At 74.4% G+C, this 16,114-nt stretch carries 12 protein-coding genes and 2 pseudogenes; 11 read left to right on the forward strand and 3 right to left on the reverse strand.

The window, feature by feature from the left end; genetic code table 11:
- Positions 1-514 precede the first annotated feature (514 nt).
- A complete protein-coding gene (locus D476_RS0127460) occupies positions 515-3,829 on the forward strand; it encodes a DEAD/DEAH box helicase (protein WP_017627098.1) in 3,315 nt (1,104 codons plus the stop codon).
- A 708-nt stretch (positions 3,830-4,537) separates the two neighbouring features.
- Positions 4,538-5,419: an Fpg/Nei family DNA glycosylase gene (locus D476_RS0127465; protein WP_017627099.1), complete on the forward strand. Its 882-nt coding sequence runs from the start codon at positions 4,538-4,540 to the stop codon at positions 5,417-5,419.
- Between the two features lie 9 nt (positions 5,420-5,428).
- Here D476_RS0127465 and D476_RS0127470 read toward each other — a convergent pair whose 3' ends face one another.
- Entirely contained in the window at positions 5,429-6,058 is a 630-nt protein-coding gene (locus D476_RS0127470; protein ID WP_017627100.1) for a phospholipase, read from the reverse strand.
- A 360-nt stretch (positions 6,059-6,418) separates the two neighbouring features.
- Between D476_RS0127470 and D476_RS0127475 the strand changes: the two genes are divergently transcribed.
- The 9 genes and pseudogenes from D476_RS0127475 to D476_RS0127510 all read left to right on the forward strand — a co-directional run bounded on the left by D476_RS0127475 (position 6,419) and on the right by D476_RS0127510 (position 14,566).
- Positions 6,419-6,739, forward strand: a complete 321-nt coding sequence (locus D476_RS0127475; protein ID WP_017627101.1) for an NAD(P)-dependent oxidoreductase — start codon at positions 6,419-6,421, stop codon at positions 6,737-6,739.
- Between the two features lie 570 nt (positions 6,740-7,309).
- Positions 7,310-7,510 (forward strand): annotated as a pseudogene (locus D476_RS40265) (ABC transporter substrate-binding protein); the annotation flags it as partial.
- Positions 7,511-7,794: 284 nt separating this feature from the next.
- Positions 7,795-9,006 (forward strand): annotated as a pseudogene (locus D476_RS40270) (ABC transporter substrate-binding protein); the annotation flags it as partial.
- A 96-nt stretch (positions 9,007-9,102) separates the two neighbouring features.
- Complete coding sequence (locus D476_RS0127485; protein ID WP_017627102.1) at positions 9,103-10,107, forward strand: ABC transporter permease; 1,005 nt, start codon at positions 9,103-9,105, stop codon at positions 10,105-10,107.
- On the forward strand, positions 10,107-11,063 hold the full coding sequence (locus D476_RS0127490) for an ABC transporter permease (protein WP_017627103.1): 957 nt from the start codon (positions 10,107-10,109) through the stop codon (positions 11,061-11,063). Before D476_RS0127485 ends, D476_RS0127490 begins: the two co-directional genes overlap by 1 nt.
- Before the next feature lies 1 nt (position 11,064).
- Positions 11,065-12,111, forward strand: coding sequence for an ABC transporter ATP-binding protein (locus tag D476_RS0127495; RefSeq protein ID WP_040727732.1), 1,047 nt, complete (start codon positions 11,065-11,067; stop codon positions 12,109-12,111).
- Complete coding sequence (locus tag D476_RS0127500; RefSeq protein WP_026123919.1) at positions 12,108-13,133, forward strand: ABC transporter ATP-binding protein; 1,026 nt, start codon at positions 12,108-12,110, stop codon at positions 13,131-13,133. The genes D476_RS0127495 and D476_RS0127500 overlap by 4 nt, the downstream gene beginning before the upstream one ends.
- A gap of 68 nt (positions 13,134-13,201) precedes the next feature.
- The gene (locus D476_RS0127505; RefSeq protein ID WP_017627106.1) at positions 13,202-14,110 is read left to right on the forward strand and encodes a DUF2207 domain-containing protein; all 909 of its coding nucleotides are present in this window, start codon (positions 13,202-13,204) and stop codon (positions 14,108-14,110) included.
- A 129-nt stretch (positions 14,111-14,239) separates the two neighbouring features.
- Positions 14,240-14,566, forward strand: a complete 327-nt coding sequence (locus D476_RS0127510; protein ID WP_017627107.1) for a hypothetical protein — start codon at positions 14,240-14,242, stop codon at positions 14,564-14,566.
- A 21-nt stretch (positions 14,567-14,587) separates the two neighbouring features.
- On the opposite strand, the gene D476_RS0127515 is transcribed toward D476_RS0127510, so the two are convergent.
- Together D476_RS0127515 and D476_RS0127520 are read right to left on the reverse strand one after the other, a co-directional pair.
- Complete coding sequence (locus D476_RS0127515) at positions 14,588-15,106, reverse strand: hypothetical protein (RefSeq protein WP_017627108.1); 519 nt, start codon at positions 15,104-15,106, stop codon at positions 14,588-14,590.
- Positions 15,107-15,312: 206 nt separating this feature from the next.
- Positions 15,313-16,068, reverse strand: coding sequence for a hypothetical protein (locus tag D476_RS0127520; RefSeq protein ID WP_017627109.1), 756 nt, complete (start codon positions 16,066-16,068; stop codon positions 15,313-15,315).
- Positions 16,069-16,114: the final 46 nt, after the last annotated feature.

The raw sequence follows: 16,114 nt of genomic DNA on the forward strand, positions 1-16,114 counted from the left end.
CGGGCGGCGGGCCGGCGGGGTGCAAGCGAGCGGGCGGCGACGAGGAAGACCGGCGGGCCCTGCGGCAGCGCCGTCGGGTGTCCGGCGTGTACGCGGTCGCCGGAGGCGGCGGCGATGGCGGAAGCGGGGCGGTCGTCGGCCCTGCCCGTCGTCCGGAGGGCCCCGGGGCGGTCCGGGTGGGCGGCACACATTCCGGTGGCCCGCCGCCCGGCCGGGGCCGGTGAGAGCGGGGCACCTGCCGGTCCGTCCGGTCACGTCCGCTGGAGTGGTGTCATTTCCGTCCGGCCAGGTCGGCGCGGGCGTCGCGGCCGCCGAAGGTTCCGCCATTCCAGCGGGCGCCACCGTCCGTCCTCCCCGGGCCGCCCCAGGGGGCGGTGAGGGTCGGCTGGAGGCAATTCCCCGGTCTTCCTGCGGATGTGCGGGGGATGTCGGAGAATGGAGACGATAGCCCTGAGTGACCTTGTGGTTGCTGTTCGGCATCGCCCGAAATGCCATCGAATACGTGAGGTGTGACGTGGCGGTCCCCCGTTCCGACCCGTCTCTGCGCGACCGCGCCGGGGAGGCGTCCGCCGAGCCCACCCGAGTCGCCGCGGACATCGCACCGGCCGCCGAAGGGCGGCTGGAGGCCCTTCCGGCCACCGACGGCGCCGCAGCCGCCGAGCGCCCCAAGACCGCCGAGGGCGTCAAGGCCCTGGAGGTCGGCCCCGCTGTGTCGGGGCGGCCGAGGGGCTCCGGCGCGCCCGTGCGTTCCCCCGGGGCCGCCGTTCGTTCCGTCGCCCCCGCCCCGGCGCGGCCCGTACCCGAGACGCCGACCGGGCGGCTGTCCGCCCTCGTCGACTACCACAGGGCCTGCGCCGAGCGGGAAGGCGTCCTCGGCCACCTCGTCGACCTGGACACCTCCCGCCTCGACGCCTGGGCCGCCCTGCCCGGCGGGTCCGAGACCGTCTTCACCGGCGAACGCACCACCGTGGACGTCCCCGTCGGCGCCGCCGCCCTGGTCGACGGCTCGGGCGGCGGGCGGCTCCGCTACGGCTACCCGCTGGTGGTGCTTCCCGAGGAGCCGGACCCCGGTAGCGGCCGGGGAGAACACGACCACGGGGACGGGGCCGACGACGGCCGCACACCATGGGGGCCGGACCGCCCGCTCGCCCCGTCCGGGAGCGGCGCCGCACGGTGTGCCGCACCGCTCTTCGTGGCCGACGCCGAACCCCTGCCGGACCAGGACCCCGCACGCCCGCGGGTCCGCATCGCCTCGCGCCCCGAGGTCAACCCGGCCCTCCTGCGCCGTCTGGGGATCGACACCCAGGAGGAGCTGGCCGAGTTCCGCCGCATCGTCCGCTCCGGCGGTGCGGATGAGGACGCGGAGAGGGGCACCGGCAGGAGCCCCGCCAAAGGCGCCGACAAGGGCACGGACAAGATGCCCGCCGCCAAGATCGGCGACCTGGAGGCCAAGGCGCGCATGATCCTGGCCCGCTTGGAGATCGACCGCATCGACGACGTCGTCCCGGCCCGCCTGCGCGGCGTCATGCCCCTGGTCGACCTCCGCCCGGGCGCGCACAACATCGCGCTCCTCTTCCGCGCCGGGGCGGACCCCGACGCCCCCGGCGCCGGACCCGCCGCCGACCTGGGCGGCGACGGCATCCGCCCGGAGAAGGCCGACTCCACCGCCCTGGCCGCACTCCTGGAAGGCGGCTCCGCGCGCGACGAGCCGGTCCTGCCCGTCTCGTCCCACCGCCTGTCCGAGGCCCACCACGTCGTCGTCTCCTCCGCCATGCGCCGCCCCCTGACCGTCGCCGCCGCCCCGCCCGGGACCGGCGCCGACCAGGTCGCCGACACCGCCGTGCGCACCGCGTGCGCCGCCGGGCAGAGCGTGCTGCTCGTCGCCCCCGACGGCCGCCTCCCGTCCCGCCTCGCCACCGCGGCCGGTGCGGACCGGGTCCACCGCGTCCTGCCGGTCGGCGGCCCCGCCGAGGAGGAGGCCCGGGCCCTCGCCCAGATCGCCGATACGGTCCTGGGCTCCGACCCGCCCGACGCGGTGGGCGACCGGCAGAGCCTGCGCGACGACTGGGCGCGCGCCGAGGAGGCCTGGCGCGCGGTGGACGCGGTCGCCGCGGGCGGGCACACCCTGGCCCTGCTCGGCGCCGAACGGCGGCGCATGGCCGAGTCCGGCTGGGACCCCGAGGCCCTGTTCACCGTCGACACCGGCGAGCCCGAAGCCTGGCAGCGGCGCGCCGAGCGGGCCCAGGGCTCGGGCGTGGCCGCGCGGGCCCACCGCGCGGCGATCCGCCGCGAGCTGGGGGTGAACCCCGTCCCCGAGAACCTGGACCGGCTGGCGCGCGCCGCCGCCCTGGAGAGCGAGTGGCGCTCCTGCCTGGACCGGCGCCGCCGCCTGGCCCCGCTCGCGGACCTGACCGCCGACCTGGACGCCGCCCTCGCCTGCCACCTGCTCTCCGGCGCCGCCTACCTGGAGAGCTCCGCGCTGCGCCGCGCCGCCCGTGCACGCCCCGCCATCACCTCCCGCATCGAGGCGCTGAACTGGCACGACGCCGCCCGCAGGTCCGGGCTGGCGCACCTGCTGACCGCCGTGCCCGCCTGGTCGGTGCGCGCCGACGCCGCGCACGCGCTGCCGTGCACCCCCGGCCTGTTCGACCTGGTCGTGGTGGCCGAGGCCGACCGTATCCCGGTCGGGCGGCTCCTGCCGCTGCTGTACCGGGCCCGCCGGGCCCTGGTGCTGGGCGACCCGGCGCAGGCGCCGCCGCCCCGCCTGATGGACCCCGCGGACGAGGAACGCGCCCGGTCGGCGACGGGCCTGGGCCGGGAGTGGCTGCGCCGACGGGGGCTGGGCCACGGCGCCTCGGCCTACGGCGCCTGCGCGGCGTCGGCCGAGGCGGGGCACGGCGCGCGGCTGCGCCTCGACGAGCACGACCGGTCCCGCCCCGAGATCGCCCGGCTGGCCTCCCGGCACTGCTACGGCGGCCGCGTGCACGTGCTGACCGACCCCCGCACCCTGCCCGCCGTCACCGGACCGGCGGTCGAGTGGCGGCACGCGCCGGGCCGGTTCGACGCGGTGCCCGGCGCCTCGGCGGTCAATCGGGACGAGGCCTACCGGGTGGCGGTGCTGCTGCGCCAGCTCGACGGCGGGCTGCCGAGCGGGCTGCGGCTCGGGGTGGTCGCGCCCCACCAGGCCCAGTGGTCGCTGCTGCGCCGCCTGGCCGAGCGCCAGGAGTTCACCCGGGAGGTGCGCGTGGGCGGGCCGGACCACTTCCGCGCCGAGCACCGGGGCGTCGATGTGATGGTGGTATCGGCGACGGGCGCGGCCGGCGCCGTGGGCGGGCCGGGCGCGCCCGAGCGGGTGTGGACCACCGCCCTGACCCGCACCCGCCTGCGCCTGATCGCCGTGGGGGACCGGGCGTTCTGGGTGCGCCAGGGCGGCGTCGGCGGTGAGCTGTGCCGCTGGGCGGAGGCCGAGGGCGGGTCCGAGGACGGGGCCGGAGCGGAGTCCGCCACCCCGGCGGTCCGGGTGCTGCAGCGCGCGCTCCTCCAGCGCGCGGCCGACGCCTCCTTCGCGCCGTCGGTGCGGGGGCGCCGTGCCGACCTGTGCGTGCGCACCCGGGGCGGGGCGGCGCTGGTCCTGGTCGACCAGGCGCGCAACGGCGCGGAACTGCGCCGCCTGCTGCGCCGGGGGCGGATGCTGGAGGGCCTGTACGAGGGCCCGGTGGTGTGCGTGCCCGCCTGGAGGTGCCTGCAGGACCCGGCCGGGGTGGCCGACGAGATCACCACCCTCGCCCAGGGCGATGACGGGGCGGACCGCGCGCTGCATTCGGTCTAGTACCGCGACGGCCCGTCCCTGTGGCGTTGCCCGGGGATCTGTACCGCTGTGGCCTCTCCTAGGGCGCCCCTTTCTGGTCAGGCCCTGCCGCGCGACGCCCGGGCACGTCCCTCGCCGCGTTCTCATCGGTCGACGGCACGCCCCCAGGCCGACTCCCCTGCTTCTCGGGACACACAGCGGCCTTGCGATGGACATGACGCCGCCGGTGCCTTGTACGGCCATGATCCGATCAACACGACGTAGTCGTTGACGCTCGCTCTGTCGAGCGGCGGGTGACGAGGCATGTCGCCCGCGTGCGGCGCGCTCTTGTCCGCGCGCATGGCCCGGAACGTCTGCCGCATGGGCTTGCGCCTGGTTTCGGGGGCGCGATCACCGGCGGGCCTCCAGGAGGCCCCCGCCCCATCACAGGCCTCGTTCTCGACCGCTCGACGAGGTCGGCGGCCCGCCGCGCCGCCGGAGGCGGGTGGCCGTGCCCCCTGGGGCGCTGTCCGCGGCGGCAGGGGGCGGCGGCACCGGCCCGGCATCCGCCCCGTCCCCCCCTGCTCCGCCCCGTGTGGAGTCGCCCAGGCCCGCACCGAAGCGGGCGCACCTGGCGATAGAGTGCGATTCCGGTGGCCGCCGCGCCTGCGCGGCCCCTCTCGCGCCCCGCGCCCGGCCCCCGGTCGGTGCCGCGCGCGGGACTCCCGGAACGCGACACGAGGGGGCGGGGTGCCCGAGGGCCACACGCTGCACCGCCTGGCGGCGCACTTCAGCGAGCACTACGGCGGCGGACCGGTGCGGGCCTCCAGCCCGCAGGGGCGTTTCGCCGAGGGCGCGCGCCGCATCGACGGCCGCATCCTGGAGACCGCCGAGGCCCACGGCAAGCAGCTCTTCCTCGGGTTCGACGGCGACGAGTGGCTCCGCGTCCACCTCGGCCTGTACGGCGCCTGGACCTTCGGCGACGCCGACGGCGAGCGGCACCTGGGAGCCCCGCGCGCCGCCGGGGCCCACGGCCGCCCGCTGGAGCGCGACGGGGACGGCTTCGCCGTCCCGCCGCCGCCCGTCGGGGCGGTGCGGGTCCGCCTGGTCAACGCGCACGGCTGGGCCGACTTGCGCGGCGCCTCGGCCTGCGAGGTGATCACCGATGGGGACAAGCGCGCCGTCCAGGACAGGCTCGGCCCCGACCCTCTGCGCGCCGACGCCGACCCCGAGCGGGCCCGGCGGACCGTCGCGCGCTCCCGCTCGCCCATCGCCGCCCTGCTGATGCGCCAGGACGTGGTCGCCGGGATCGGCAACATCTACCGTGCCGAGTCCCTCTTCCGCGCCGGGATCGACCCCTACCGGCCGGGCCGCGACATCACGCCCGGGGAGTGGGAGGACCTCTGGGCCGACCTGTGCGGCCTGCTGCGGGACGGCGTGCGCGACGGCACCATCATCACCACGCGTCCCGAGCACCGGCCCGACCCGCAGGCCCGGCCGGTGCCCCGGCCCGACACGCTCTATGTCTGCTACCGGACCGGCGAGCCCTGCCGGGTGTGCGGAACGCCGGTGCGGTCGGCGGACCTGGCGGCCCGGACCCTGTACTGGTGTCCGGGCTGCCAGGCCAAGTGAGGCGGCGGGTCAGCCCACCGGCACCGGTTCGGTGTCCAGGTCCACGCCGGTCTCCTGCTCGAACTCGGCCATGAGGCGCTCGGCCTCCTCGGCCGTTCCGGAGTCCTCCACCTTCTCCGCGGTGGCGAGGAACCGCTCGGTCTTCTCCTCCACGTCGCCCCGCTCCAGGGCGTCGTCGAGGTCGGAGGCGAAGCCGCCGAAGCCGCGCACCGCCGAGTAGTAGATGTCGGCGACGCCGCGGCACACCCAGTCGCCGTCGCAGATGCCGTACAGGTCGTCGCGGAACACGTTGTCGATGCGCAGCCGGTTGCTCTCGTCGAACCGCTGCTGGAGCTTGAAGTTGCGGTAGCCGAAGTCGTGGCGCACGCACCCGGGGTTGAAGTCGTACCCCAGGGGCTGGTCGGGGGACATGCTGCAGCCGTCGTTGGACCAGTCGAGCTGGGGTTCGTGGGGCCGCTGCTCGCTGACGGCGATGAAGTCGTCCAGGGCGTAGTCGAAGACGTAGGCGTCGGTGACGCGCCGGAGTTCGTCGGGCGGGAGGGTGTCGGCCTGCGCGGGGGCGGCGGCCAGGGGGAGGGTGACGGCCGCGGCGCAGGCCGCGGTGACGGCACGCAGGGTGAATGCGCGGGGGACTGCCATCGGTGTCCTCTCGGTCAGCGGGGAAGGCGGCCCGGTACGGCCGCCTGACACTGAGATTCTGCTTTCCCACCCGCCCCGCGCGCTTTACCGCCCCCGTGACTTTGCCATCCCTTTACCTGTCGTCGCCGGAAATCCACGCCGCGTGCACACGGCCGACACCCCCGGTCTCGGGACGTTCGGGGAATGGGGTGCCGCACCGGAGGGGGAACGAGTCGTTCCGACGGCGCCCGAGGCGGGCGGAGGGAACGGGCGGGGAGGCGACGGTGAAGATCTCCTTCTTCGAGATGGAGGACTGGGAGCATGCCGAACTGGAGCGCCTTGGAGGCGGCCACGAACTGCGGTTCGAGAGCGGCCGCCTGAATGCCCGACACCGCGGCCCTCGTGCGCGCGCTGGGGGAGGGGCGGGTGGCGGCCGCCGGGCGGGACGTCCTCGAAGCCGGACCCGGGCTGCGCGAGGAGGCGGAACTGCTGCGCACGCTGGCCGCCGACCGCGACCGGGACATGCGCACGCTTCTGGCCGACCACATTCTGCTGCGTATGGGGAACGTGCTCGTCACGCCGCACAGCGGGTTCGACACCCGGCAGGCGGTCCGGCGAATCCTGACCACGACACGGGAGAACATCGAGGCATACGCCGCAGGAAAACGGGAGAATGCGGTCGAACTCCCTGGGGAGGGGTGAACCGTGCGTGGTGGGCACGGAGGTGCGGCCGGGGCCCGATCAGGGGATCGACCGGGTATCCGCCACTTGCTCAACAATGGTCCCGCCGATAACTGGAACCGCAAATCTCATACGTGATGACAAACGGCATAAAACCCCACTCCGATGGGCGGGGCGGCAATGGCGCAGAACGGCCACGGTTCCGTTGACGATCCATTACGGGATCTGAAATAAGGGGCGAAAGCAATAAGGTTCGTGCCAGTAAGCGCAGTGCCACCGACCCCCCAGACGAGGTGGACAGTGTTCAAAAGGAGAAACGGGCGGCTCCTCGCTCCGGCGGCGGCCGCGGCGGCCCTGGCCCTCGTGGCGGCCGGGTGCGCCCAGAGCGACCGGGACGCCGGAGGCGACCCCAACGAGACCCAGCCGCTGATCTTCGCCGGGACGGGCGACCCCCGCTCCCTCGACCCCGCCCTCGCCAACGACGGGGAGACCTTCCGCGTCACCCGCCAGGTCATGGAGACCCTGCTGGTCCACGAGTCCGGAGGCAGTGAGATCCAGGGCGGGTTGGCCGAGAGCTGGGAGCAGTCCGAGGACGGCACAGAGTGGACCTTCCACCTGCGCGAGGGGGTGGCCTTCCACGACGGCGAGCCCCTGAACGCCGAGGCGGTCTGCGCCAACTTCGACCGCTGGTACAACTTCACCGGCGACTACCAGTCCAGCAACCAGAGCTACTACTGGCAGAACGTCTTCGGCGGGTTCGCCGAGAACGAGGACGAGGACCTGCCCGAGTCGATCTACGACTCCTGCACCGCCGAGGACGAGCTCACCCCCGTCATCACGCTCACCGAGTCCTCCGCCGCCTTCCCCGGCGGCTTCACGCTGTCCTCCTTCGGCATCATGAGCCCCGCCTCCATCGAGGCCGTCGCCGACCAGGAGGTCGGCGGCGAGGAGGGCGCGCCGGTCCTGCCCGAGTACAGCCAGGAGGCCGGGGCCATCGCCGGGACGGGCCCCTACACCTACGGCGAGTGGGACCACGACGCCCAAGAGGTCACCCTGGAGCGCCACGACGACTACNCGCCGAGAACGAGGACGAGGACCTGCCCGAGGCGATCTACGACTCCTGCCCCGCCGAGGACGAGCTCACCCCCGTCATCACGCTCACCGAGTCCTCCGCCGCCTTCCCCGGCGGCTTCACGCTGTCCTCCTTCGGCATCATGAGCCCCGCCTCCATCGAGGCCGTCGCCGACCAGGAGGTCGGCGGCGAGGAGGGCGCGCCGGTCCTGCCCGAGTACAGCCAGGAGGCCGGGGCCATCGCCGGGACGGGCCCCTACACCTACGGCGAGTGGGACCACGACGCCCAAGAGGTCACCCTGGAGCGCCACGACGACTACTGGGGCGAGCCGGCGAGCATCAAGACGGTCATCATCAAGACCATCTCCGAGGAGAGCGCCCGCCGCCAGGCGCTGGAGGCCGGGGACGTGCACGGCTACGACCTCGTCGCGCCGGCCGACGTCGAGCCCCTCAAGGAGGCGGGCTTCCAGGTCCCCCGGCGCGACGTGTTCAACGTCCTCTACATGGCCTACAACCAGGAGGCCTCCGAGGAGCTGGAGGAGCCCGAGGTGCGGCGGGCGCTCGCGCACGCGGTGGACCGCCAGCGCATCGTCGACACGATCCTGCCCGAGGGCGCCCAGGTCGCCACGCAGTTCGTCCCCGAGACCGTCGAGGGGTGGTCCCCCGACGTGGCGACCTACGACTACGACCCGGACCGCGCCCGGGAGCTGCTGGAGGAGGCCGGGCAGGAGGACCTCACCATCGACTTCTGCTACCCGACGGAGGTCACCCGGCCCTACATGCCCGCCCCCAAGGACATCTTCGACATCATCCAGTCCGACCTGAAGGACGCCGGGATCACCGTCGAGGCCGACTCCAAGCCCTGGGACGAGTACATCCCGCACACCGACTCGGGCAACTGCAGCCTCTACCTGCTGGGCTGGACCGGCGACTACAACGAGGCCTACAACTTCCTCGGCACCTGGTTCGGCGGGTACGACAGCGCCTGGGGCTTCCGCGACGACGAGGTCTTCGACGCGATGGAGACCGTCGCCGCCGAGCCCGACCCCGAGGCGCGCGTCGGCCTCTACAAGGACGCCAACGAGATCATCATGGACTACCTGCCGGGGCTGCCCATCTCGCACTCGCCGCCGTCGATCGTCTTCTCCCCGGACGTGGAGCCTCCGAACGCCAGCCCGCTGACGCAGGAACGCTTCCAGGAGGCGTCCTTCAGGTGACGCCCTCCTAGGACCCCCAGCGATCCTCAGCCGAATGCGCCCGGCCGGGGCGGCGACCCCGCCCGGCCGGGCCCGGACAGCCAGGCGGTTACCGAGGTGCTCCGCTTCATCGTCAGACGTGTCCTGCAGGCCGTTCCGACCCTCTTCGGCCTCTCGATCCTGCTGTTCATCTGGGTCCGTAGCCTCCCCGGCGGCCCCGCGTACGCACTCCTGCCGGAGAACGCCACCGCCGAGCAGCGCGAGGCGCTGCGCCGGGCGATGGGCCTGGACGACCCGGTCATCGTGCAGTACGGGGCGTTCCTCGGGCGGCTGGCCCAGGGTGACCTGGGCGAGTCGCTGCAGACCGGCCGCCCGGTCATGACCGAGTTCGCCATGAAGTTCCCCGCCACCGTCGAACTGGCCGTCATGGCGATGGTGATCGCGGTGGCGGTCGGCGTCCCCCTGGGCTACCTGGCCGCCCGGCGGCGCGGGGGCGCGCTGGACGCGCTCGTGGTCGGCGGCTCCCTGGTGGGCATCTGCACCCCCGTCTTCTTCCTCGCCTTCGTCCTCAAGCTGGTCTTCGCCGAACACCTGGGGATCTTCCCGTCGGCGTTCCGCCAGACCCCGGGCATCGACGCCACCCGCATCACCGGGCTGTTCGTCGTGGACGGCATCGCCACCCGGGAGTGGGACGCCGCCTGGGACGCCCTGATGCACCTGGTGCTGCCGGGGCTGGCGCTGTCCAGCATCCCGCTGGCGGTCATCGTCCGCATGACCCGGGCCGGGGTCATCGAGGTGCTGGGCGAGGACTACGTGCGCACGGCCGAGGCCAAGGGGCTGCACCGGCGCACGGTGCGCGGCAGGCACGTGCTGCGCAACGCCATGCTGCCGGTCGTCACCGCCATCGGGCTGCTCAGCGGGGCCCTGCTGGCGGGGGCGGTGCTCACCGAGAGCGTGTTCGCCTTCGGCGGCATCGGCCAGTTCATCTACTCGGCCACCCAGACCCGCGACTACCCGGTGCTGCTCGGGTTCATCCTGATCATCGCGGCGGTCTATGTGGCCATCAACCTGCTGGTGGACATCTCCTACAGCCTCCTCGACCCGAGAGTGCGGGTGCGCTGATGGCGGCCAGGACCCAACGTATCGACCGGCTCGCCGAGCTGACCGCGGCCCGGCGCGAGGAGGCCGAGGGGCGCGGCGTCTGGCGCGAGGCCTTCGCCCGGATGAGCCGCAACCCGATGGCGATCACCGGCGCCGCCGTGGTGGCGGTCTTCATCGTGGTGGCCGTGCTCGGCGACCTGATCGCCCCCTACGGGCCGACCGAGCAGAACTGGGGCGACGAGGTCTTCCCCAACCGCAACGTCTTCGTGGGGCCGCGCGCGGAGAACTGGCTGGGCCTGGACAACCTGGGGCGCGACCAGTTCTCCCGGATGGTGATCGGGGCCCGCCAGACGCTGATGGTGGGCGTGGTGGCCGCCGGGCTGGGATTCACCGCCGGGGCGCTGCTGGGCGGGGTGTCCGGTGCCGCCTACGCCCTCGGCGGCGCGGCGGGACGGCGCGTCGACACCGTGCTCATGCGCGTCGTCGACATGATGCTCGCCCTGCCCTCGCTGCTGCTGGCCGTCAGCATCGCCGCCCTGCTGGGACAGGGCCTGGTCACCGTCATGGTCGCCGTGGGCACCGCGCAGGTGCCCATCTTCGCCCGCCTGCTGCGCGGAGCGATGATCGCCCAGGGAGGCCGCGACTACGTGCTGGCCGCGCGCGCTCTGGGGGCGCGGCGCCGCCGGATCGCCCTGGCGCACATCCTCCCCAACTCCATGGGGCCGATCCTGGTGCAGCTCACCCTCAGCCTGGCGACCGCCATCATCGACGCGGCCGCCCTGTCGTACCTGGGGCTGGGCAACCCCGACCCGTCGGTCCCCGAGTGGGGGACCATGCTGGCCGACGCCCAGCGCTTCCTGAGCGGCGCCCCACAGCTCGCCGTCTACCCGGCACTGGCGATCATCGTGACCGCCCTGGGCTTCACCCTCATGGGCGAGGCGCTCCGCGAATCACTCGACCCGAGACTGAGGAAGTGAGATGCCCGCAAGACCCCTTCTGGCCGTGCACGACCTCGCGGTCACCTTCACCCAGCGGCGGCGCCGGGACGTGCGGGCCGTGGACGGCATCTCCTTCTCGCTCGGCGAGGGGAGCGTGGTCGGCCTGGTCGGCGAGTCCGGGTGCGGCAAGAGCGTCACCTCCCTGGCCCTGATGGGCCTGCTGCCCCCGCGCGGGGTGCAGGTGTCGGGCCGGGCCCTGTTCCGGCCGGGCGGCGGGGACGCCGAGGTGGACCTGCTGTCCCTGCCGACCCGCCGGATGCGCGACCTGCGCGGCAGGGAGCTGGCGATGGTCTTCCAGGACCCGCTGTCCTCGCTCAACCCGGTCGTGCCGATCGGGCGGCAGGTCACCGAGATCCTGGTCCGCCACCGGGGGCTGAAGGGCGCCGCCGCCCGGTCGGCCGCCGCCGAGCTGCTGGAGCGCGTCGGCATCCCCGACCCCCGGCGGCGGCTCAGCGAGTACCCCCACGAGCTGTCGGGCGGCATGCGCCAGCGCGCGCTCATCGCCATGGCGGTGGCCTGCCGCCCCCGCCTGATGATCGCCGACGAGCCCACGACCGCGCTCGACGTCACCATCCAGGCGCAGATCCTCGAACTGCTCAAGGAGCTGGTCACCGAGGAGGGGACCGCCCTGCTGATGATCACCCACGACCTGGGGGTGGTCGCCGGGCTGTGCGACGAGATCAACGTGCTCTACGCGGGCCGCGTGGTGGAGGGCGCACCGCGCCACGACCTCTTCAGGGCCCCCACCCACCCCTACACGTCCGGGCTCCTGCGGTCGATCCCGCGCCTGGACGCCCCGCGCGACGAACCCCTCACCCCGATCCGGGGGACCGTCAACGACGCCATCGAGTGGGCCGACGGGTGCGCGTTCGCGCCCCGGTGCGACAACTACGCCGAGGACTGCCTCGGCGGGCCGCCCGACATGCGGGAGGAGCGCACCGGCCACCGGTTCCGCTGCGTCCACCCGGTGCACGGCCGCGCCCCCGGCGTCCCCGAACCGACCGCGACCCAGGGAGGGGACCGATGAGCCTTTTGGAGATCAAGGACCTCAAGGTCCACTTCCCGATCAAGAGCGGGGTCCTGGTGGACCGCACGGTCGGGCACGTGTACGCCGTGGACGGGGTGTCCCTGGACATCGAGGCGGGGACCACCTACGGGCTGGTGGGCGAGTCCGGGTGCGGGAAGACCACGCTGGGGCGCGCGGTGCTGCGCCTGGTGCCGGTGACCGGCGGCGAGGTGTGGATCAACGGTGTGGACCTGGCGCACCTGCCCGAGGAGGAGATGCGGCGCAGCCGCAGGCAGGCGCAGATGGTCTTCCAGGACCCGCTGGGCAGCCTCGACCCGCGGCAGAACATCGAGTCGCTGCTCATGGAGGGGCTGGAGGTGCACGGCGTCGGCGCCGGGAGGAGCGAGCGGCGCCGGTACGTGCTCGACGCCCTGGACGCGGTCGGGCTGCCCGAGCGCGCGCTGAACCGGTACCCGCACGAGTTCTCCGGCGGGCAGCGGCAGCGCATCGGCATCGCCCGTGCCCTCGTCCTGGAACCGGACCTGATCATCTGCGACGAACCGGTGTCGGCGCTGGACGTGTCGATCCAGGCGCAGGTGCTCAACCTGTTGGAGGAGCTGCAGCGGGAGCGCGGCCTGACCTACCTGATGATCGCCCACGATCTGGCGGTGGTGCGGCACGTCAGCGACGCGGTGGGCGTGATGTACCTCGGCGCGCTGGTGGAGGAGGCGGGCAGCGACGCGCTCTACACCGACCCCCGGCACCCCTACACGCGCGCGCTGGTCTCGGCGGTCCCGGTGCCCGACCCCGTCGTGGAGGACGCGCGGGAGCGGATCCTGCTCCAGGGGGACCTGCCGTCGCCCGCCGACCCGCCGACCGGGTGCCGGTTCCACACCCGGTGCCCGTGGCGGCAGGAGGAGCGCTGCGACACCGAGCGCCCGGAGCTGCGGCCGGTGGGGGAGGGCCACCGGGTCGCGTGCCACTACGCGGAGGAGATCGCCGCGGGGGAGATCGCACCGAGGGGGGTCGTGGGGCCCGGCTGACGGCGGGGCCGGGCGGTAGCCTGGCGGACCCGTGCGCAGAGCGCGCATCCGGCAGGAGGGGGTGGCGCGTGCTCGGACCGGCCGTCTATCCCGGGCTCATGCTCGTGGCGGGGCTGGTGTACGCGGGCTATGCCCTGGCGCTGGTCCGCCGGGCGCACGTATCGGTGCGCGAGCGCGAAGAGGGGGCGGGCACCGTCCCCCGGGCCCCAATCGGTACCTACGAGCTGGCGTTCCTCGCGGGCGGCGACCGGCGCGTGGCCGAGACGGCGGTCGCCGAGGCCGTGCTCGGCGGGCATGCGGCCGTCGGCCGGGACGGAGTCCTGGGGGCCTCGGAGGCGGGAACGGCCGTGCGGGGAACGGCGGAGGCGTCCGCGGTGGCGGCACTGCTGGGCCGCGAAGGTCCGACCCGGCTCGGCCCGCTCGTGCGACGCCTTGCGGAGGGCGGCATCGCGCTTCCCGCGCGCGCGGCGGTGACCGGGCGGGGGTTCTTCCTCGGTGAGGAGGAGGTGCTGTGGGCTCTGGCGCGGCGGCGCTCGGTGCTGCGCGTCGGGTGGCTCGGCATGGCGGTGGCGGGTGCGCTGGCCGTGCTGTTGACGGCCGCCGGAGCGGTGGCCGGGGGCGCGGCGGCGTGGTGGACGGGCCCGGCAGGCGGGATGGCGGTGCTGTTCTTCGTCCTCGGGGCGGTCCTGCTCGTCGACCGGATCGCAGGCCCCGAACGGCTGGCGCCGGTGACACGGGCGGGCGCCGATGCGCTGGCGGAGGCCGATATCCCCGGCGTCCTCGGCGACCTCCGGGACGTGCGCCCGGTGGCGCTTGTGGGACTGGCGGAGGCGGCGGGGGGCGAGGCGCACCCGTCCGGGGAGCTGGCCCGCCTGGCCGAGGAGGCGCAGACCGCGTCCTGGTCGTCCGACCTCGCGGAGACGGCCCTGGGGGACGGCGGAGGCCCGTGGCTCGGCGGCGCGACCGGCGGCGGCTGACAGCCGAGGCCCACCGGCCGTTCCCGTGTCGGTCTCGGGGAGGTCGGCCCTGTACCCACGGGCCGAGTTGCCCGGGACCGACGACATGAGGGAGGCGACGACCGGCGGCGTCCCGGGCAGAATCGGCGTATGGAACGGCTGGGACTGCGCATCGTAGGCAGGGTTCGGGCGGTGGGGGCACGCGGCGCCGCGTGGGTGCACCGGAGGGCCGAGGCCGAGGAGCGCCACCGGTGCGAGGTCATGCGCGGCAGGCTGGCCGTGGCGCTGAGCCGCCTGGGGTCCCTTCTCGAACGCGGACGCCCCTGGAGCCCGGGAGACCTGCACGCCCACGCCGACCTGCTGGAGCAACACCGGGTGTGGACCTGGGAGGCGCGCAGCGCGACCCACTCGGAAGAGCTGGTCGACGTCTACCAGAAGGTGCTGGCGGCCCAGCGCAAGGCCGCCAAGTGGGTGTAGGGCGGCGGCCCCCGCCCCGCCTCAGGCCTCGCCGCCGTCCTCCCCCTTCGTGCCGCCGCAGCGGCAGCCGCCGCCCCGGCCGAACCGGCCCTGGGCGGCCTCCGCCATGGCCCTGGCGGTCTCGGCGCGGCGCTTGCGGCGCATCGTCGTGCCCACGATCCGCACGGCGGCCGCCGCCGCGATGAACGTCAGCGGCACCACGAGCGCCTTCGCGGGCTGGCGGATCGGGCGGAACACCGCGTCCCCGTCGCGCAGGACGAGGTAGCCGGCGGGGTCGGCCCTGGAGAAGCCCTGGCCGCCCCCGCCGTCGCCGACCATGCGGAAGGCGCGGCTGGTCCCGGCGCCGAAGGCGGAGAAGAAGCGGGTGCGGGCGACCGGGACGACGACCGCCCCGTCGTGCTCGATCGGGGAGCCGAAGACCGCCGAGGAGCCACTCTGCCGCCCGGTCTGCTCGATCAGCCGACCGATCGCGTGCAGGGTCGGGGTGGCGCGGCCCTGCGCCTCGGCGGCGGCGCTGCGGCGCGAAACGGAGTCGAGCATGGTCGTCCTCTCACCGGGGATCGGTCCGTCCCCAACGTACCCGCGCGGACCCTGCGGGGCGCGGGACCATGGGGCCGGTCGCCGTCCGCAGAAGCGGTGCGGCCCCGCCCGGCCCCCGCCCCTGCCGCGGGTGCCGGGGAGGCCGGTCCCGCGGCGGCGTGCATGGCACCGGCCTCCCCGAGACCGCTGCGGGCGCGGCGCCCCGGTCAGGCCCCGTCGGAGGGCGAGGCCTCCGACGGGGCCACCCCGCGTGCGATGACCTCATCGGCGAGGGCGCGGTGCACCTCGTCGAGGTCGCCGATGTGGCCCGCGTGGCCGGTGCGCTCGCGCAGCCGGGACCGGATCGCCGCGACCACGGGCTCGCTGAGCAGGACCTCCGCCAGCGGCGCGGGCTCGACGGCCTCGTGCCACTTGCGCAGCTCCTCCAAGCGCCCGTGCTCGATCGCCTCATGGGTGATGTGGAACAGCGCGTCGACATTGCGGTCGTGCGCGTTCTCCGACTCGTCCATCAGGTCGACGTCGAGGATGCGGACCGTGGCGGTGGAGCCGTCCTCCCCGTCCGTGCGCAGGTGGTACACCTGCCACACGCGGCCGTTGGTGAGGATGATCCACTCGGCGCCCTCGTCGGCGGCGACGCGGCGCGCCTGCTGGATGTTGCGTGCGTCGAGGTCCTGGCCGCAGCGCTTGACCTCGATGGGGGCGAAGAGCTCGCCGTCGAGTTTGAGGGCGTAGTCGATGGAGTCGCCGCTGTTGCGGTACTCGGTGGTCATCTCCTCGTACTTGCTGAAGTTGAGCCCGTAGCTGAGGAAGTCGGTGACCAGCATGCGCGTGTCGCCCTCGTTGGCGTCGCGCTCCACCAGGTCGGCCAGCGGACCGGAGAAGCGGTCGATGGCGGCCGCGAGCCGGTTCCGGGTGGAGGCCTCCCAGTTCAGGACGGTCGAGAACTCGCCGGTCCTGCTCATGACTTGGGTCGTTTCGGATTCCATCTGCGTTGTGACGTCCGTTCCC

Source organism: Nocardiopsis chromatogenes YIM 90109 (assembly GCF_000341185.1).
GTDB lineage: Bacteria > Actinomycetota > Actinomycetes > Streptosporangiales > Streptosporangiaceae > Nocardiopsis_A > Nocardiopsis_A chromatogenes.

Bases quoted from the DNA above. Each gene is read 5' to 3' on its own strand.
- D476_RS0127475 (WP_017627101.1), top strand. From the start codon at position 6,419: ATGCCCGACACCGCGGCCCTCGTGCGCGCGCTGGGGGAGGGGCGGGTG.
- D476_RS0127515 (WP_017627108.1), bottom strand. From the start codon at position 15,106: ATGCTCGACTCCGTTTCGCGCCGCAGCGCCGCCGCCGAGGCGCAGGGC.
- D476_RS0127470 (WP_017627100.1), bottom strand. From the start codon at position 6,058: ATGGCAGTCCCCCGCGCATTCACCCTGCGTGCCGTCACCGCGGCCTGC.
- D476_RS0127495 (WP_040727732.1), top strand. From the start codon at position 11,065: ATGCCCGCAAGACCCCTTCTGGCCGTGCACGACCTCGCGGTCACCTTC.
- D476_RS0127510 (WP_017627107.1), top strand. From the start codon at position 14,240: ATGGAACGGCTGGGACTGCGCATCGTAGGCAGGGTTCGGGCGGTGGGG.
- D476_RS0127500 (WP_026123919.1), top strand. From the start codon at position 12,108: ATGAGCCTTTTGGAGATCAAGGACCTCAAGGTCCACTTCCCGATCAAG.
- D476_RS0127490 (WP_017627103.1), top strand. From the start codon at position 10,107: ATGGCGGCCAGGACCCAACGTATCGACCGGCTCGCCGAGCTGACCGCG.
- D476_RS0127520 (WP_017627109.1), bottom strand. From the start codon at position 16,068: ATGAGCAGGACCGGCGAGTTCTCGACCGTCCTGAACTGGGAGGCCTCC.